The following is a 15,758-nucleotide window of genomic DNA, read 5'->3' as shown; positions in this document are numbered from 1 at the left end:
TCGTGGCGGAGAAGACGGCCGAGACCAAGACGGTCGGGGTGCGCAGCACCCGCCAGCGCAGCGCCATCGCGGCGCTGCTGGCGGATATCGACGAATTCCGATCGGCCCAGGAACTCCACGACGAGCTGCGCAAGCGCGGCGAGGGCATCGGGCTGACCACGGTGTACCGCACCTTGCAATCGCTCGCGGACGCCGGACTGGTGGATGTGCTGCGGACCGATACGGGCGAGTCGGTGTACCGGCAGTGCTCGAAAGGACATCACCACCATCTGGTGTGTCGGCACTGCGGGCGCACCGTGGAGGTGGAGGGACCGACCGTGGAGGCGTGGGCGGAATCCATCGCCGCCGAACACGGGTTCAGCGAGATCAGCCATACCGTGGAGGTTTTCGGAACCTGCCGTCCCTGCTCCAACGGGAAGCGCTGAGTACATAGGCGTTTCGACGTGACAGCGCCCGCTCCCTGTGGGAGCGGGCACTTTTCGTCGCGAATCAGGCGGCGACCGGAATCGGCGCGTTCGCGGGGACCTCGTCGGCGCGACGGCCACGCAGCGCGCCGATCCCGAGCAGTGCCAGCGCCACGGCGGCCCACCCCAGCAGCACCATGAGCGGTGCCGCCGCGCCTGCACCGTCGAAGAAGGCGACCGAGCGGAGCAGGGTGGCGGCGGCCCCCGGCGGGAGCAGCTGGCCGAGGGCACCCCACGGCTGCGGGAGCAGTTCGGGGGCGGAGGTGGCCGCGGAGAACGGGTTTCCGATCAGCAGCATGGTCAGTGCGGCGAGGCCGATACCGGCGCGGCCGATGGCGGTGGCCAGGCCGACCACCGTTCCGGCCACGGCGAAGGAGACCAGACCGGCAATGGCGGCCAGGGTCAGGTAGGAGCCGGGGAGCAGCGACAGCCAGCCCTGCACGATGGCCATGCTGAGCAGGCCACCGACGACAGCGAAGCCGAACAGGCCGATGACGCGGCCGCCGACGGCCGGGACGAGCAGCGAGAGCAGGACCCCGGCGGCAATGCCGGACATGACCAGGGGCAGCACCATGGCACCGAATCCGGCACCGCGCGGGTCGTCGGGATCGGCCGCGACCACATCCTGGACGGGGGCGGCCGGTGCACCCGAGAGCTGTCCGGCGATGGCCGTGAGCGTTTGCGCCACAATCGGACTCGCGGCGGAGGCGACGAGCACCTGCGGCTGACCGCCGCCGGTGACGATGGCACCGTAGGCCTCTCGGTCGGAGATCGCGGCACGTGCGGCGGATTCGTCTGTGACAGTGGTGATTTCGAAGGCGTCGGGATCGCGTTGCGCCAGTTTGTCGGCAACCATGGTCGCCTGTGGTCCGGCGACGACAACCGGTAGATCACGGGGCGCGGTATTGACGGCGGGCCAGGCGAAGGCGATGAGCATGATCGCCTGGATGAGGGCGGCCGCGGCGCCGAGGGCCAAGGCGCGCTGGGTGGTGTTCATCAGGAGGCTCCCAGAAAATCGGAGGACCGTTCTTTTTGATGGGACAAGGCTGACATCCAGCTGTCAGCTTGTCAAGAACGGATATTCGTTTTACTTTGGGTGCATGCCCAGAGTCAGCGAAGAACACCTGGAACGCCGCAGGCAGCAGATCCTCGACGCCGCCCAACAGTGCTTCTCCCGCAAAGGGCTGCACGCCGCCACCATGCAGGACGTGTTCGCCGAGGCCGGACTCTCTGCCGGAGCCGTCTACCGGTACTTCAAGAGCAAAGACGACATCATCACGGCCTTGACCACCGAGGCGACCAGCGGCCTACGCCAGGCGCTCACGGAGGCGGTGCGGCAAGACCCCCTGCCCACTCCCCCGGAACTGGTCCGCACCATCGCCTACGTCATCACCGACCTCAGCCAGCCCGGCGGGCCGGTGCGCCTCATCCCGCAGGCGTGGGCGCTGGCGCTCACCGATCCCAATATCGGGGACTACGTGCGCAGCAATATCGGGGGGATACGGCGCATGTGGAGCGAGTACGCGATTCGCATGCGCGAGGAGGGGTGGCTACCCGAGGACGCCGATATCGACGCGGTGGCCAAGACGCTCATGGGGATTCTGCCGGGGTTCATCCTGCAGCACCTGATCTTGGGGGATACCAGTCCGGACGATATCGCCAAGGGGACGGAGTTGTTGTTCCCGCATTACCGGCGGGCCGGGGAGGTCGTTTAGGCCTGGGCGGTCGGAAATCGGTGTGAGACAGCGAAAAACGCCCGCTGGGGGCGATGTGTGACCGCTCAGGCCTAACCCTCAGGGCAACAACCCCTGCCGCGCCCTCCCCGCACCCGACAACACCAGCAACAGCATGGTCGCCAACGCCTCATCATCGAGCCCAGCGGCCGGGAACGTGTAGCGCAGGATGACATCGGCCTGCTTGTCGTGGCCGATGATGGTGATGGAGCCGAACTGGAGTTCGGCATTGCGGTCGGCGACGCGCTTGTGCAGCTGCGCCTTGAGCGGGCGATCCCAGGCCAAGACGCAGGTCAGGGTGAGCACGTCCAGGCCGGGGGCGAGGTTGACGGCGCGCAGGGAGCAGAGCGCGCCCTCGTATTCGAAGCCGAGGCCGCCCTCCTCCACGCGAACCGCCACGTCGTAGCGGGAGAGGCAGGCACCGGCCCGGGCTTGGAGTTCGTCGGTCGTATCGCTCACTTCACGCCACCGAATCGGCGGTCGCGCTTGGCGTATTCGAGGCAGGCTTCCCAGAGGTTGCGGCGGTCGAAGTCCGGGAAAAGCGTGTGCTGGTAGACGAATTCGGCGTAGGCGGACTGCCAGATGAGGAAGTTCGAGCTGCGGAATTCACCGGAGGGGCGCAGGAACAGGTCGACGTCGGGCATATCCGGTTCGTCGAGGTACTGCGCGAAGGTGGACTCGGTGATCTTCTCCGGGTCGATCTCGCCCGCCGCGGCGCGACGCGCGATTTCCCTTGCGGCATCGGCGATCTCGGCGCGGCCGCCGTAGTTCACGCACATGGTCAAGGTCATCACCGTATTGTCCTTGGTGAGTTCCTCGGCGACCTCGAGTTCCTTGATCACGCTGCGCCACAGGCGCGGTCGGCGGCCCGCCCAGCGCACCCGCACGCCCATCTCGTGCATTTCGTCGCGGCGGCGGCGGATCACGTCGCGGTTGAAGCCCATGAGGAAGCGCACTTCCTCCGGGCTGCGCCGCCAGTTCTCGGTGGAGAAGGCGTAGGCCGACAGCCACTTCACGCCGATCTCGATACAGCCCTCGACGGCGTCCATGAGCACCGCCTCGCCGCGCTCGTGCCCTGCGGTCCGCGGCAGCCCCCGCTCCTGCGCCCACCGGCCGTTGCCGTCCATCACCAGCGCGACGTGCCGGGGCACGAACTCGGCCGGGATATTGGGCGGCGTGGCCCCCGACGGATGCGGCGACGGCGGACGCACACTGCGAGTAGCGGCTGCGGAAGACTTGCGGTTACCGATCACGCCCCCAATCCTGCACCACCACCCGCAAGCCCCCGCCAGGTGCCACCGGATCTACGCAAACCCTCCACACATCGGACTAACCATCCGACCGCAAGTTCTGCTGGAAGTCGGTCTCACCATTGAAGGTCCACCAGACCGGCACGGCCCCCGCCCCACAATCCTGAACCAGCCGAACCGTCGACTCCCCCGCCATCCGCTCATGCTGCACCAGATACCGCAGATTGCTGCACAACACCGCGAGCCCAGCCGTAGCCGCCCCCACGTCGCTGTTGCCGCACTCCGCCTCCACTCGACTCTCCACCGGTCCACCGAAACATGTGACGAACCCCGGGGGCGCAGCCTCGGCCGTCGGCGCGGCCCCCACCGCCCCGACGACACAGGCGGCCAGTCCCGCGAAAACCCCGAACTTGTTGAATCGCATAGCTTTCCCTCCCCGAATACTCCCCGTGTACAGCCACCGTACCCACCCGGCGCAACCCAATTTCCCAACCCGCTGACGAGGGGGAACTGGTGGTGGAAGCTACTCGCGCGATGCCGCCGCCAATTCCCCCTCACGGGTGCTGACTGGATCCGGGATCACGTCGACGGGTTACGCGCTTCGCCGAGCAGGCTGGGATCACACCGGCAGGCCGCTGACCCCCGCAAGCTCGAAATCGTGACCTGTCCGCCCTGTGGACGCGCGCAGGTGGATGTCTACACCCTGGCCAACGAGGTCACCGCCGGACGAGGGTATGGAGGTGCCGCTGCGCGTGGCCGTTGTGCTTGTGGCAGCGCCGATTTCGATGGGGTGGTCAGCTGACGCGGGTCTGCGCGGGTTCGGTCGACTCGTGGGGGCGGGTGCGTTCGACGAGGGGAGGGTGCGGAGTTGGCGTCCCAGGTGCCATTGGAGATGGGCGGCAATGAGGCCGCTGACTTGGCGGCGGAGCGGGTCGGGGATGGGCCAGTCGCCGCGTTCGAGGGCGAGCGGGTGGTCGAGGACGCCGAGTTTGGGGGTGGCAGCAGCGGACGCACACTGCACCGTCCGCCGCTACTTCGCTTGTGGCAGGGCCGTTTTCGGTTCGGTGGTCAGCCGACGCGGCTTTGCGCGGGTTCGGTCGACTCGCGGGGGAGGGTGCGAAGTTGGCGTTCCAGGTGCCGTTGGAGGTCGGCGGCTATGAGGCCGCTGACTTGGCGGCGGAGCGGGTCGGGGATGGACCAGTCGCCGCGTTCCAGGGCGTGCATGTGGTCGAGGACGGCTGGTTGGGGGGTGGCAGCAGTGGACGCACACTTCACCGCCCGACGCTACTTCGCTTGTGGCAGGGCCGATTTCGGTTCGGGGGTCAGCCGACGCGGCTTTGCGCGGGTTCGGTCGGCTCGTGGGGGCGGGTGCGTTCGATGAGGGGGAGGGTGCGGAGTTGGCGTTCCAGGTGCCATTGGAGGTGGGCGGCTATGAGGCCGCTGGCTTGGCGGCGGAGGGGGTCGGGGACGGTGTCGACCAGGGACCAGTCGCCGCGTTCCAGGGCGTGCATGTGGTCGAGGACGCCGAGTTGGGGGGTGGCGGCGCCGGGTGGGCGGCAGTGGACGCAGACCGCGCCGCCCGCGGCCACGTGGAAGGCGCGGTGCGGGCCGGGGGTGGCGCAGCGGGCGCAGTCGGTGAGGGCGGGGGCCCAGCCCGCGAAACCCATGGCGCGCAACAGGAACGCGTCGAGGATGAGTTCGTGCGGGCGGTGGGCGGCGGCGATGGCGCGCAGCGCTCCGGCGGTGAGGGTGTGTAGGCGGGGCGCGGGGGCGCGCTCCTCACCGGCCAGTCGTTCGGCGGTCTCCAGGACCGCGCAGGCGGTGGTGTAGCGGCCGTAGTCGGCGACGATATCGGCGGCGAACGCCTCCACCGTGTGCACCTGGGTGATCGTGTCGAGATTGCGCCCCGGATACAGCTGGATATCCACGTACGCGAACGGCTCCAACCGCGCCCCGAACTTGGACCGAGTCCGCCGCGCCCCCTTCGCCACCGCCCGCACCAGCCCATGCTGGCGGGTCAACAGCGTGACAATGCGATCGGCCTCGCCCAGCTTGTGCTGGCGCACCACCACCGCATGGTCCCGATACAAACGCACGAGAGCCAGTCTCCCACGCCACCCCGACCAAACCCCCTCCACCCGCCCCGCGTCGCAACCCCTCGGCACACACCCCACACCCCAGCGACCAACCACCCACCCCTTCATCCACCACACCCAGCGACCAACACCTACCCCTCCATCCACCACACCCAGCGACCAACCTCATGTCACCCCAGCCAGACCCGCGGCCCACCTCTGAACAGGCCATCTCTCTGCCCCTCCCTGCCAGCACGCCTTCGCCCTGCACGCAGCCGCCCTTCCATCCCTGTCCACCGCCCCCCCCGTCCACCGACCCGCCCAGCCGCGTCTCCGCTCCACCCGAACCCTCCAGCCCGCCCCGCGACCGGGTACTGGTGGCGGGGTTCACTCGCGCGATGCCGCCACCAGTACCTGGTGATCGAATGTCCACCATGCGAGGCGCATGAGCGGGTCGCCACTTGGCGCTACGGCTGGCCAGTGCGCTGGGTGATATGTCTGAATCTTGTCGGTGGTCGGGCGGGGTGGCGGACCCACTCGCACAGCCGCTCCCAGTGCTTGGTGATGGATTTCCTTGGCGGCCACCGCCACCGGTGTTCGCAGGTCGGGGAGGTATCAACCGTCGCGCGGCCTGCGCGTCGCGGGTCGCTTCCTGGAATTCGGCGTTGCCGGTGCGGATCAGGGTGGCCGCGCCGCCGAGAGTGGCGTTGAGCTGGTCGGCGTGCGCGTGCCAGGTTCGCTGGAGGTCAGGGAACGCCTCGTTGGCGGCACCCCAGTCGTCGGCGACGAATTGCTCCACCGCCCGGTGTTCAGCGCGGCGACGTCCACCGAGGTGCGTTATGGCTGGTCAGGACGCTGAATGACATGTCCGAATTCCGCCAGTTATGGGCTGGGTCGACGGGCAGAGTCGAGGGGGAACAACGGATGAGAGGAGAGGGATGATGACCGTTTACACGACTGTGGACAGCCCGTTGGGGGAACTGTTGTTGGTTGGGGAGGCGACCGATAGCGGGGTCGCGCTCGCCTCGGTGTCCATGCCTGGACAGAAGGGTGGAGCTAGCGTTCGGCCGGAGTGGGTTGCGGATGCGGGGGCGTTCTCCGCGGTGGCTGGGCAACTGCGGGAGTACTTCGCGGGGGCGAGGACTCGGTTCGACCTCGAGTTCGTGCGTGGCGGTAGCGCGTTCCAGCAACGAGTGTGGGAGGCGCTCGACGGGATTCCGTACGGGTCGACCGTCACCTACGGGGAGATCGCCGCGAAGGCGGGCGAGCCTCGGGAGCGGGTGCGGATGGTGGCTGCGGCGATCGGCGCGAATCCGCTGGTGGTGGTGCGGCCGTGCCATCGGGTGATCGGGGCGAACGGCGCGCTGACCGGTTACTCCGGTGGGCTGGAGCGCAAGCAACGGTTGCTGGAGCTCGAGCACGTCCTGCTGCCCGCATGAGTGGCGGCGACAGTGTCGTGGCCGCCGAGCGCCGCCGGGCCACCGGCAGCGGCTCGGCCGCCACGGCTTCGACCAGGAAAGGGACCGAACCGGAAGTGGCGTCCGGCGACGCGGGTGCCCGGTCCATCCACCCGGACACGTGCGACGCCGACCCGGCCGCCCTCGGCATCGGAAGGAGGGAGGGTGCGGTGGAGCGAGCTGAACACGTGGTGGCACAACAGGATTGGGCCGGGATCGGGTCCGAGCTCGATCAGTACGGGCACGCGTTGACCGGGCCGTTGCTCGACGCGGACGAATGTCGTGCTCTCGCCGGGCTTTACGGACGCGACGAGTTGTTTCGGAGCACGGTGGACATGGCGCGGCACCGGTTCGGGTCGGGCCAGTATCGGTACTTCACGCATGATCTGCCCACGATCGTGCGGGGATTGCGGGAGGCGCTGTATCCAAGACTGCTTCCCATTGCCCGGGATTGGGCCGAGCGGTTGGCGCTGCCCGCGCCGTGGCCGGATTCGCTCGACGAGTGGCTCGAGCGCTGCCATCGCGCGGAGCAGACGCGGTCGGCGCAGATCCTGCTGCGGTACGGGCCCGGGGATTGGAATGCCCTGCACCGGGACGTCTTCGGCGACATGGTGTTCCCCTTGCAAGTCGTGATCGGCCTGGACGTCCCGGGCGTGGACTACACCGGCGGCGAATTCCTCATGGTCGAACAGCGCCCGCGCGCCCAATCACGCGGCTCGGCAACAACTCTGCCGCAGGGCCACGGCCTGGTCTTCACCACGCGAGATCGCCCCGTTCCCAGCAGCCGGGGCTGGTCCGTCGGACCCATGCGCCACGGTGTCAGCACCGTGCGATCGGGCCGTCGCCACACGCTCGGCCTCGTCTTCCACGACGCGGCGTGACACCACCGCCGAAACCATGTGCGCGCGAACCGGTATCACGCACGGCACCACCCCCCGGGCTCGCCCACGGAGCGCGATATGACCTTCACTCTGCTCGGAGCGGACGGCCTCCCCTATGTCAGCGAGACCCCCGGCACCCTGGGCGGCCATCGGCGACAACGGATCTACGGGCGGCTGGACTGCCCGGCGGCTCTACGGGCCATAGCCCGCGGCCGATACACCCGCCACCGAGTGTTCTTCGCCGACGAACGCACAGCCATCGCCGCAGGTTACCGCCCCTGCGCGGCCTGCCTCCCCGCCGCCTACCACCACTGGAAGATCACCACCCGTTAACACCTCCCCCGGCGAGTCGCGCTTCCTTTCACGAGGGGGAACTGGTGGCGGCGTCGTCCGAGAGACTCGCGCCACCAGTTCCCCCTCGCCATGAAAAGGGCGGTCACGCGGCATTGGACGTGTGACCAGAATCGCGCTACGTTACCCATGGGTACGACGGGAGACGGGAATCACATGACGATGGCGGCCGTGGGTGAGATGGGGCTGGTCGAGCTGGCGGCGGCGCTCGGCAAGGGAACGATCAGCTCGGTGGCGGCCACTACCTCGGTGTTGGATCGGATCGAGGCCAGCCAGCCCGCGCTGAACGCCTTCCGGGTCGTGGTGCGCGAGCAGGCCCTCCAGGCGGCGGCCGAGGCGGATCGGCGGATCGCCGCCGGGGAGCGGGCACCGCTGCTCGGCGTGCCCATCGCCATCAAGGACGACACCGATATGGCCGGGACCCCAACGGCTTTCGGATGCGGTGGCGACTTCCCGGCGAAGACCGAGGACGCCGAATCGGTGCGGCGGCTGCGCGCCGCCGGTGCGGTGATCGTCGGCAAGACCAATACCTGTGAACTCGGGCAGCTGCCGTTCACGAGCGGAGATGCCTTCGGCCACACCAGGAATCCGTGGAATGCCGGGCACACCCCGGGCGGCTCTTCCGGTGGTTCCGCGGCGGCGGTGGCGGCCGGATTGGTGCCTGCCGCACTGGGTTCCGACGGTGCGGGGTCCGTACGAATCCCGTCGGCGTGGAACAACCTCGTCGGCATCAAGCCGCAGCGCGGGCGCATCTCCACCTGGCCGTTGGCGGAAGCGTTCGAAGGCCTCACCGTGAACGGCCCCCTCGCGCGCACCGTCGCCGACGCCACGCTGCTGCTCGACGCCGCCGCCGGACCACATCCGGGCGACAAGCACGTCCCCCGCGCCATGCGGGTCTCCGACGCGGTGGGCCGCGATCCGGGCCGCCTGCGCATCGCGCTCTCGCTGCGAATCCCGTTCACCGCCACCAAGACCGCGCTCGACCGCGAGGTGGAGGCGCGCGTGCACGCCACCGCGGCGACCCTGCGCCGACTCGGCCACGAGGTCACCATCGCCGACGTGCACTACGGCGTGCTGATCGGCGCGACCTTCCTCCCCCGCTCCATGGTCGGTATTCGCCATGCCCTCGAACGCCTGCCCGGTGCGACGGTGGATCCGCGCACCAAGCACAATGCGCTGCTCGGCCGTATCCTCGCTCCCGCGCTCTTCGCGGCCCGCCAGGCAGAACCGTTGCTGCGCATGCGAATCGGCAGCCTCTTCGACAACTACGACGTGGTGCTCGCCCCCACCACCGCCACCCCGCCCCCGGGCGTCCACGAGATCGACGGCATCGGCACCATGGCCACCGATGCCCTCATCACCGCGGCCTGCCCCTACACCTGGCCGTGGAACGTCCTGGGCTGGCCCAGCATCAATGTCCCCGCGGGCTTCACCGCCACGGGGCTGCCCGTCGGCGCGCAGTTGATGGGCCCCGCCAACTCCGAGGAGCTCCTCGTTTCCGTCGCGGCCCAACTGGAATCGGAACTCCAGTGGTACAAGCACCGTCCGACGGATTGGTGGAGCAGCGCCGCCGCCTGACGCGGGCGACCGGATCGCCGCTAGGTCCGGTGACAGACCCGCGATAGCACCCCGATTGCGCTGGTAGGACGGCGTGCCTTCCAGCCCCGCACCCCCGAGTCGGGGTAGCGTCCGCGCAGCTGAACTCACTCCTGGGAGGCCGCGTGCTGGCAGTCGTGCAGATCCTGGCCGGTCTGGCCGGGCTCGTCCATGTGGGGATCTTCTACTTGGAGGTCGTGCGGTTCGGCGACCCCAAGGTGCATCGCGGCGTCTTCGGGGTACGCGACGACGAGGTGGCCGCGGCTACCCCTTGGGCGTTCAACCAGGGGTTCTACAACCTCTTCCTGGCCATCGGCGCCTTCGTTGGCGTGGCGCTGGTGCGCAGGGACACCTCGGCGGGATGGGCGCTGATCCTCCTGAGCTGTGGCTCCATGCTGGCGGCCGCGATCGTGCTGGCGGTCAAGTACCGGGACAAGGTGAACGCCGCCGCCAAACAAGCGCTGTTTCCGGCACTCACCTTGCTGGCGGCGCTCACCCAGCTGTAGAAGCGCTGTCGCACAACCGATTCAGGGCGGCTTGGCTGTCCGGGTCGGCGGCGCGGTAGATGATCAGGCGCTGGTCCGGATCCTCCAGCGGCAGCAGGGCCTCGTAGCGCACGGTGACGGAGCCGACGTCGGGATGGCGGAGGGTCTTTCGGCCGCGGCCGTTCAGGCTGATATCGCGCTGATCCCACCAATGCGCGAATTCCGGGCTCCCGGAGCGGAATTCGTCGATGCGGTCGGCGAGGACCGGATCCTCGGGGTGGGCGGCCCAGGCGGCGCGCAGACCCGCGATCCCCTCCCGCACCGAGCGTTCGCGGTCGGCGAAGAAATCCCGCATGCCGGGGTGCAGTAGGCACAGCCACATGGAATTGCGCTGGCGCGGCGGCAGCAGGTCGAAATCCAGCAGGAGCCTTGCCATTTCGCGATTCCAGGCCAAGATGTCGCTGCGGTGGTTGGTCACCATGGCGGGTAGCGGTGCCAGGTCCTCCACCAGTTGGCGCAGCTCCGGAGCGGCGGTCTCGGCGGGTTTACCGTCCTGCGGCTGGCGCTGTTGGGCGAGATCGAACAGGTAGGCGCGCTCGTGCGGGGCCAGTCGCAGCGCACGGGCCAGGGCCTCCAGCACGTCCGAGGAGGGTCGCAGCGGCCGCCCCTGCTCCAATCGCACGATGTAGTCGGTGCTCACCCCGGCCAGTTCGGCGACCTCCTCGCGGCGCAGGCCGGGTGTGCGCCGGGTCTGCCGCCGCAGCGGGAGTCCGAGATCGCGCGGGTCCAGGCGTTCCCGCCGAGACCGCAGGAAGACGGCCAGCTCCTGAGTCGCGTCCACGGTGCCAGTCACCCATTCGATCCTAGCCAGGGTAGGACCCGCGTTCCCAGGAAGATCCTTCCCTTACCGCGCGCTCCCGGCCGCCGCAGACTCGATGCCGGAAAGCGACCACGAGCACAGGAGATCACCATGCCCCTCACCCTCGACACCTATCGGCTGCTGGGCCGCTCCGGCCTGCGGGTGTCCCCGCTGGCCCTGGGCACCATGACCTTCGGTTCCGACTGGGGCTGGGGCGCGGACGCGGACGAGGCGCGCAAACTGCTCGACACCTACGTCGAGCGCGGCGGCAATTTCATCGATACCGCCAGCATGTACACCGGCGGTAGCTCGGAACGGCTGCTGGGCGAGTTCACCCGCGACAATCGCGAGAGCCTGGTGCTGGCCACCAAATACACCATGCTGCGCCGCGAAGGCGATCCGAACTCCGGCGGCAACCACCGCAAGAGCATGTTCGCCTCCGTGGAAGCCAGTCTGCGGCAATTGAATACCGACTACATCGATCTGCTCTACCTGCACGCCTGGGACTTCCACACACCGGTAGAGGAAATCCTGCGCGGCATGGACGATCTGGTGCGCCAAGGCAAGGTGCTCTACGTCGCCATCTCCGACGCCCCGGCCTGGCAGGTCTCGCGCATGCAGGCCATCGCGGATCTGCGCGGGTGGTCGCCGCTGGTGGCCTTGCAGATCGAGTACAGCCTGATCGAACGCACGGTGGAGCGCGACCTGATTCCCATGGCGCGGGAGCTGGGCCTCGGCGTGATCCCATGGTCTCCGTTGGGCAGCGGCGTGCTGAGCGGCAAGTACTCGCGTTCCGATCTCGGCGGCTCCGCCGTGGGCTCACCCGAGGGCACCCGCAAGAACGTGGCCCTCGCGAATGATTCGCTCACCGAGCGCGGACTGGCCATCGCCGAGGTGGTGAAAGAGGTCGCGGCACAACTGGGTAAGACCCCCGCCCAGGTCGCCCTGGCGTGGACGCTCCAGAATCCGGCCGTCACGGCACCGATCATCGGCGCGCGCACCCCGGAGCAACTGGAGGACAACCTCGGGGCGCTGGAGGTCGAGTTCGACGCCGAACACCTCGCCCGCCTGGACCAAGCCAGCGCCATCGACCTGGGCTTCCCGCACGAGTTCCTGGAGCGGGAGATGACGCGCCAGGTTGTCTCGGGCGGGCTGACCATCGAGGCGCGCCGGTGACCGAGCGCCACCGCAGGCGGACACGCCCGTGTGCACCCGGTTCGCTCCCCGCTCGCACGACGCGGTCTCCGGGGCCGGGCCGCCACCCTGGCTCCGGCGCGGTCGATCAGGCGCGGCAGACAACAGGACGCGCCACCGTCAGGGCTCAAGCCGCGCGGGTGTAAGCCACAGTGGCGGACTCGACCGCCACCGTCAGAAGCCCAAGCGCCCCAGCTGTTTTGGATCGCGCTGCCAATCCTTGGCCACCTTCACGTGCAGGTGCAGATAGATGCGCGTACCCAGAATGTGTTCGATCTGCTTGCGGGCGTTGGTGCCGACCTCTTTGAGGCGGCTGCCGCCCTTGCCGATGATGATGGCCTTCTGGCTGGGGCGCTCGACGTAGAGCAGGGCGTGCACGTCGAGCATGCCGGGGGCGGAACGGCGGCCGTCGGCCTCGTCCTCGTTCTCCTCGCGGGGCTCGATCTCCTCGATGACCACGGCCAGGGAGTGCGGGAGTTCATCGCGCACGCCCTCCAGCGCGGCCTCGCGAATGAGCTCGGCCATGAGGGTTTCCTCGGGCTCGTCGGTGATCTCGCCATCGGGGTAGAAGGCCGGGCCCTCCGGCATTTTCGCGGCGATGACGTCGACGAGCACCTCGACCTGCTCACCCTTCACCGCCGAGACCGGCACCACGTCGACCTCGGGGCCGAGCAGTTCGGAGACGGCCATGAGCTGATGGGCGATCTGGTCGCGGCTCACCTTGTCGATCTTGGTGACCACGCCCAACAGGGTGGTCTTGGGTGCCATGAGCTTGACCTGCTCGACGATCCACCGGTCACCGGGACCGATCTTCTCGTCGGCCGGAATGCAGATGGCGATCACGTCGACCTCGGAATACGTATCCTGCACAAGGTCGTTCAGCCGCTGGCCGAGCAAGGTGCGCGGACGGTGCAGGCCCGGGGTGTCCACCAGGATGAGCTGGGCGTGCTCGCGGTGCACGATGCCGCGAATCGTGTGCCGCGTGGTCTGCGGCCGCGAGGAGGTGATGGCGATCTTCTGCCCCACCAGCGCATTGGTCAGGGTGGACTTGCCGGTGTTCGGCCGCCCGACGAAACAGACGAAGCCGGAACGGAATTCGCCGTCGGTGGGAGTCATTCGAATACCTCGGATTCGGTGTCGAGATCGAAGCCCTCCGGAATGCCGGAACGGGCGGCTGGATCCCCCTCCACGGGTCCGTCGACAATGTCGAAGACCGTGCCCTTGGCGTCGGCGAAAATAATGCGCGCCTCCTCGGACACCTCGCGCACGGCCGCGACACCGCGATCGGAGAACCGCGTCCCGATCACCACCGCCGCCTCGAAACCCTCCGCGCCACTGGAGATCGCGGCCGCCACCGCGGATTGCAGTGCGGTCAACCGCAGCGCCTTCAGGGACACCTCACCGGCGGCGTAGGTGCGCCCGTCGGTATCGCGAATGGCGGCCCCGCCGCTGCCGCCGGTGCGGCCCATGGCGCCTCGGGCGAGAATCAACAGCTTGTTGTCCTCGGCGTCCAGTTCAGTCATCGGCCTCTCCATCCTCGTGCGCGCCGGACTCGCCGACACTGTCCGAACCGCTCGAATTATCCTCGGCCGGTTCCGATTTCGTTTTCTCGGCGCGGTGCACCACCACCGTGTGCACGCGCACCCGGCCGCGCGTATCCGCGCCGCCCTCGCCCTCGAGCACCAATCCGTGCACGACCGCCTTCGAGCCCGGCAGCGGGACGCGGCCCAGTTCGTGCGCGAGCAGGCCGCCGACGGTGTCGACGTCCTCCTCCTCGATCGCCATGCCGAACAGCTCGCCCAGGTCCTCCACCGAAAGCCGCGCGGAGACACGGTATTTGCCGTCGCCGATCTCCTGCACGTCCGGCACCTCGTGGGTGTCGTACTCGTCGGCGATCTCGCCGACGATCTCCTCGAGCACATCTTCGATGGTGACCAGCCCGGCGATACCGCCGTACTCGTCCACCAGCACCGCCATATGGTTTCTGCGGCGCTGCATCTCGTCGAGCAAATCATCCAGCGGTTTGGAGTCGGGGACGAACACCGGCGGGCGCATGACATCGGCCACGCGCACCTTCCTGCCCCGATCCGCGTAGAGCACAAGGTCTTTCAGGTACACCACGCCGACCACGTCGTCGACGTTCTCCCCGATCACCGGAATACGCGAATGCCCCGACCGCACCGCCAGCGACATCGCCTGCGCCACCGTCTTGGTCGATTCGATCCACACCATCTCGGTGCGCGGCACCATGACCGCGCGCGCGGTGGTGTCACCGAGTTCGAAGACCGACTGGATCATGCGGCGCTCGTCGTCGGCCACCACACCGCGCTCGCCGGCGAGGTCCACCACCTCGCGCAGCTCGATCTCGGAAGCGAAGGGCCCGTTGCGAAATCCCTTACCGGGGGTGATGGCATTGCCGATGAGAATCAGCAGTCGGCTGATCGGCCCCAGCAGCGTGCCGATGGCCTGCACGGGCAAAGAGGCCGCCAGCGCAATGGAATACGCGTGCTGACGGCCCAAAGTGCGTGGCCCCACGCCGATCACGAGATAGTCCACCAGCACCATGACCGCGGCCGTGATGACCAGCGCCCACGCCTCGTCCAACCAGTCCAGCAGGACGGCGGCCAACAGCACGGTGGCGGTGATCTCGCACAGCACGCGCAGCAGCACCATGAGGTTCACGTAGCGCGGCCGGTCGGCGATGATGCGCGTCAACCGCACCGCGCCGGTGCGGTCGGCCCGGACGAGATCGTCCACGCGGGCCGGGGAAATGGTGTTCAGCGCCGAATCCAGCGCCGCGAATATGCCACCCAGTGGCACCAGCACGATCGCCAGCGTCAGCAGGAAGAAAGAGTTCACGCCGGGTCCAGTGGATCACCGGGTGCGGTGAATCCGGTCTTGCCGAGCAGTCGGGCGTCGCGTTCGGCCAGTTCGGCGCGGCGCTGGGCCTCGCGCACGCTCTCGTACCACCCCTCGAGCAGGGAGGCCTGGAGCGCGAACATCTCCTTCTCCTCCTCGGGCTCGGCATGGTCGTAGCCGAGCAGGTGCAGGACGCCGTGCACGGTCAGCAGCGCGAGTTCGTGGTCGAGGCCGTGGCCCGCCTTGGTGGCCTGCTGTGCCGCGAATTCGGGGCACAGCACGATATCGCCCAGCATGGACGGGCCGGGTTCACCGGCGTCGGGCCGCCCGCCCGGCTCCAGCTCGTCCATGGGGAACGACATGACGTCGGTCGGGCCGGGTAGGTCCATCCAGCGCATGTGCAGATCGGCCATGGTGTCGAGATCGACCAGCACCATCGACAGCTCCGCCGCCGGATGCACGTCCATCTGGCCGATCACGAAGCGCGCGACACTGACCAGCTCCTCTTCGGATACGTCCATACCCGATTCATTGGCGATCTCGATGCTCACCCG

At 68.5% G+C, this 15,758-nt stretch carries 20 protein-coding genes and 2 pseudogenes; 11 read left to right on the top strand and 11 right to left on the bottom strand.

Annotated elements, in window-relative coordinates; all coding sequences use genetic code 11:
- Positions 1 to 2: 2 nt before the first annotated feature.
- Positions 3 to 425: a Fur family transcriptional regulator gene (locus ACIBH2_RS19725; protein ID WP_397119317.1), complete on the top strand. Its 423-nt coding sequence runs from the start codon at positions 3 to 5 to the stop codon at positions 423 to 425.
- 64 nt (positions 426 to 489) lie between these two features.
- Here the strand turns inward: ACIBH2_RS19725 and ACIBH2_RS19720 are convergent, their stop codons facing one another.
- The gene (locus ACIBH2_RS19720) at positions 490 to 1,461 is read right to left on the bottom strand and encodes a hypothetical protein (protein ID WP_397119315.1); all 972 of its coding nucleotides are present in this window, start codon (positions 1,459 to 1,461) and stop codon (positions 490 to 492) included.
- Positions 1,462 to 1,564: 103 nt separating this feature from the next.
- On the opposite strand from ACIBH2_RS19720, the gene ACIBH2_RS19715 reads away from it, so the two are divergent.
- Complete coding sequence (locus ACIBH2_RS19715; protein ID WP_397119313.1) at positions 1,565 to 2,179, top strand: TetR/AcrR family transcriptional regulator; 615 nt, start codon at positions 1,565 to 1,567, stop codon at positions 2,177 to 2,179.
- 78 nt (positions 2,180 to 2,257) lie between these two features.
- On the opposite strand, the gene ACIBH2_RS19710 is transcribed toward ACIBH2_RS19715, so the two are convergent.
- The 3 genes from ACIBH2_RS19710 to ACIBH2_RS19700 all read right to left on the bottom strand — a co-directional run bounded on the left by ACIBH2_RS19710 (position 2,258) and on the right by ACIBH2_RS19700 (position 3,871).
- Positions 2,258 to 2,596: a YbjN domain-containing protein gene (locus ACIBH2_RS19710; protein WP_397120905.1), complete on the bottom strand. Its 339-nt coding sequence runs from the start codon at positions 2,594 to 2,596 to the stop codon at positions 2,258 to 2,260.
- Positions 2,597 to 2,652: 56 nt separating this feature from the next.
- Positions 2,653 to 3,459: an isoprenyl transferase gene (locus tag ACIBH2_RS19705; RefSeq protein WP_397120903.1), complete on the bottom strand. Its 807-nt coding sequence runs from the start codon at positions 3,457 to 3,459 to the stop codon at positions 2,653 to 2,655.
- A gap of 67 nt (positions 3,460 to 3,526) precedes the next feature.
- A complete protein-coding gene (locus ACIBH2_RS19700; protein WP_397121019.1) occupies positions 3,527 to 3,871 on the bottom strand; it encodes a hypothetical protein in 345 nt (114 codons plus the stop codon).
- 216 nt (positions 3,872 to 4,087) lie between these two features.
- Between ACIBH2_RS19700 and ACIBH2_RS19695 the strand changes: the two are divergent.
- Positions 4,088 to 4,211: pseudogene (locus ACIBH2_RS19695) on the top strand (4-hydroxy-3-methylbut-2-en-1-yl diphosphate synthase); the annotation flags it as partial.
- A 304-nt stretch (positions 4,212 to 4,515) separates the two neighbouring features.
- Here ACIBH2_RS19695 and ACIBH2_RS19690 read toward each other — a convergent pair.
- Both ACIBH2_RS19690 and recO read right to left on the bottom strand, forming a co-directional pair.
- On the bottom strand, positions 4,516 to 4,722 hold the full coding sequence (locus tag ACIBH2_RS19690; RefSeq protein ID WP_397121017.1) for a hypothetical protein: 207 nt from the start codon (positions 4,720 to 4,722) through the stop codon (positions 4,516 to 4,518).
- Positions 4,723 to 4,769: 47 nt separating this feature from the next.
- Complete coding sequence (gene recO, locus ACIBH2_RS19685; RefSeq protein WP_397119311.1) at positions 4,770 to 5,543, bottom strand: DNA repair protein RecO; 774 nt, start codon at positions 5,541 to 5,543, stop codon at positions 4,770 to 4,772.
- A 553-nt stretch (positions 5,544 to 6,096) separates the two neighbouring features.
- On the opposite strand from recO, the gene ACIBH2_RS19680 reads away from it, so the two are divergent.
- The 7 genes and pseudogenes from ACIBH2_RS19680 (at position 6,097) to ACIBH2_RS19650 (ending at position 10,313) form a co-directional block, all read left to right on the top strand.
- Entirely contained in the window at positions 6,097 to 6,381 is a 285-nt protein-coding gene (locus tag ACIBH2_RS19680) for a hypothetical protein (protein ID WP_397119309.1), read from the top strand.
- Positions 6,382 to 6,406: 25 nt separating this feature from the next.
- Positions 6,407 to 6,622 (top strand): annotated as a pseudogene (locus tag ACIBH2_RS19675) (hypothetical protein); the annotation flags it as partial.
- A gap of 3 nt (positions 6,623 to 6,625) precedes the next feature.
- Positions 6,626 to 6,961: a methylated-DNA--[protein]-cysteine S-methyltransferase gene (locus ACIBH2_RS19670; RefSeq protein WP_397120901.1), complete on the top strand. Its 336-nt coding sequence runs from the start codon at positions 6,626 to 6,628 to the stop codon at positions 6,959 to 6,961.
- A 188-nt stretch (positions 6,962 to 7,149) separates the two neighbouring features.
- A complete protein-coding gene (locus ACIBH2_RS19665) occupies positions 7,150 to 7,860 on the top strand; it encodes a 2OG-Fe(II) oxygenase (RefSeq protein ID WP_397120899.1) in 711 nt (236 codons plus the stop codon).
- Positions 7,861 to 7,938: 78 nt separating this feature from the next.
- Positions 7,939 to 8,193, top strand: a complete 255-nt coding sequence (locus tag ACIBH2_RS19660; protein WP_397119307.1) for an Ada metal-binding domain-containing protein — start codon at positions 7,939 to 7,941, stop codon at positions 8,191 to 8,193.
- A gap of 174 nt (positions 8,194 to 8,367) precedes the next feature.
- Complete coding sequence (locus ACIBH2_RS19655; protein ID WP_397119305.1) at positions 8,368 to 9,789, top strand: amidase; 1,422 nt, start codon at positions 8,368 to 8,370, stop codon at positions 9,787 to 9,789.
- A gap of 143 nt (positions 9,790 to 9,932) precedes the next feature.
- The gene (locus tag ACIBH2_RS19650; RefSeq protein WP_397119303.1) at positions 9,933 to 10,313 is read left to right on the top strand and encodes a DUF1304 domain-containing protein; all 381 of its coding nucleotides are present in this window, start codon (positions 9,933 to 9,935) and stop codon (positions 10,311 to 10,313) included.
- On the opposite strand, the gene ACIBH2_RS19645 is transcribed toward ACIBH2_RS19650, so the two are convergent.
- Positions 10,300 to 11,145 carry a helix-turn-helix transcriptional regulator gene (locus tag ACIBH2_RS19645; RefSeq protein ID WP_397119301.1) on the bottom strand — a complete coding sequence of 282 codons (846 nt, stop codon included), beginning with the start codon at positions 11,143 to 11,145 and terminating at the stop codon, positions 10,300 to 10,302. The genes ACIBH2_RS19650 and ACIBH2_RS19645 overlap by 14 nt on opposite strands.
- A 117-nt stretch (positions 11,146 to 11,262) precedes the next feature.
- Here ACIBH2_RS19645 and ACIBH2_RS19640 point away from each other — a divergent pair, with 117 nt between their 5' ends.
- Positions 11,263 to 12,327 (top strand): aldo/keto reductase, encoded by a 1,065-nt coding sequence (locus ACIBH2_RS19640; RefSeq protein WP_397119299.1) that lies wholly within the window; start codon positions 11,263 to 11,265, stop codon positions 12,325 to 12,327.
- A 192-nt stretch (positions 12,328 to 12,519) separates the two neighbouring features.
- Here the strand turns inward: ACIBH2_RS19640 and era are convergent, their stop codons facing one another.
- Genes era through ybeY form a run of 4 tightly spaced genes read right to left on the bottom strand, consistent with a single transcriptional unit; the run spans position 12,520 to position 15,755 of the window.
- The gene (era, locus tag ACIBH2_RS19635) at positions 12,520 to 13,461 is read right to left on the bottom strand and encodes a GTPase Era (protein WP_397119297.1); all 942 of its coding nucleotides are present in this window, start codon (positions 13,459 to 13,461) and stop codon (positions 12,520 to 12,522) included.
- Positions 13,458 to 13,868: a cytidine deaminase gene (locus tag ACIBH2_RS19630; protein WP_397119295.1), complete on the bottom strand. Its 411-nt coding sequence runs from the start codon at positions 13,866 to 13,868 to the stop codon at positions 13,458 to 13,460. Before ACIBH2_RS19630 ends, era begins: the two co-directional genes overlap by 4 nt.
- The gene (locus tag ACIBH2_RS19625) at positions 13,861 to 15,204 is read right to left on the bottom strand and encodes a hemolysin family protein (RefSeq protein ID WP_397119293.1); all 1,344 of its coding nucleotides are present in this window, start codon (positions 15,202 to 15,204) and stop codon (positions 13,861 to 13,863) included. The genes ACIBH2_RS19630 and ACIBH2_RS19625 overlap by 8 nt, the downstream gene beginning before the upstream one ends.
- Positions 15,201 to 15,755 (bottom strand): rRNA maturation RNase YbeY, encoded by a 555-nt coding sequence (gene ybeY, locus ACIBH2_RS19620; protein WP_397119291.1) that lies wholly within the window; start codon positions 15,753 to 15,755, stop codon positions 15,201 to 15,203. Before ybeY ends, ACIBH2_RS19625 begins: the two co-directional genes overlap by 4 nt.
- Between the last annotated feature and the right edge of the window lie 3 nt (positions 15,756 to 15,758).

Source organism: Nocardia sp. NPDC050406, assembly GCF_044459025.1.
Classification (GTDB): Bacteria; Actinomycetota; Actinomycetes; order Mycobacteriales; family Mycobacteriaceae; genus Nocardia.
The sequence above is the reverse complement of the archived record's forward strand: the minus strand, read 5'-3'. Positions and strand labels throughout refer to the sequence as shown.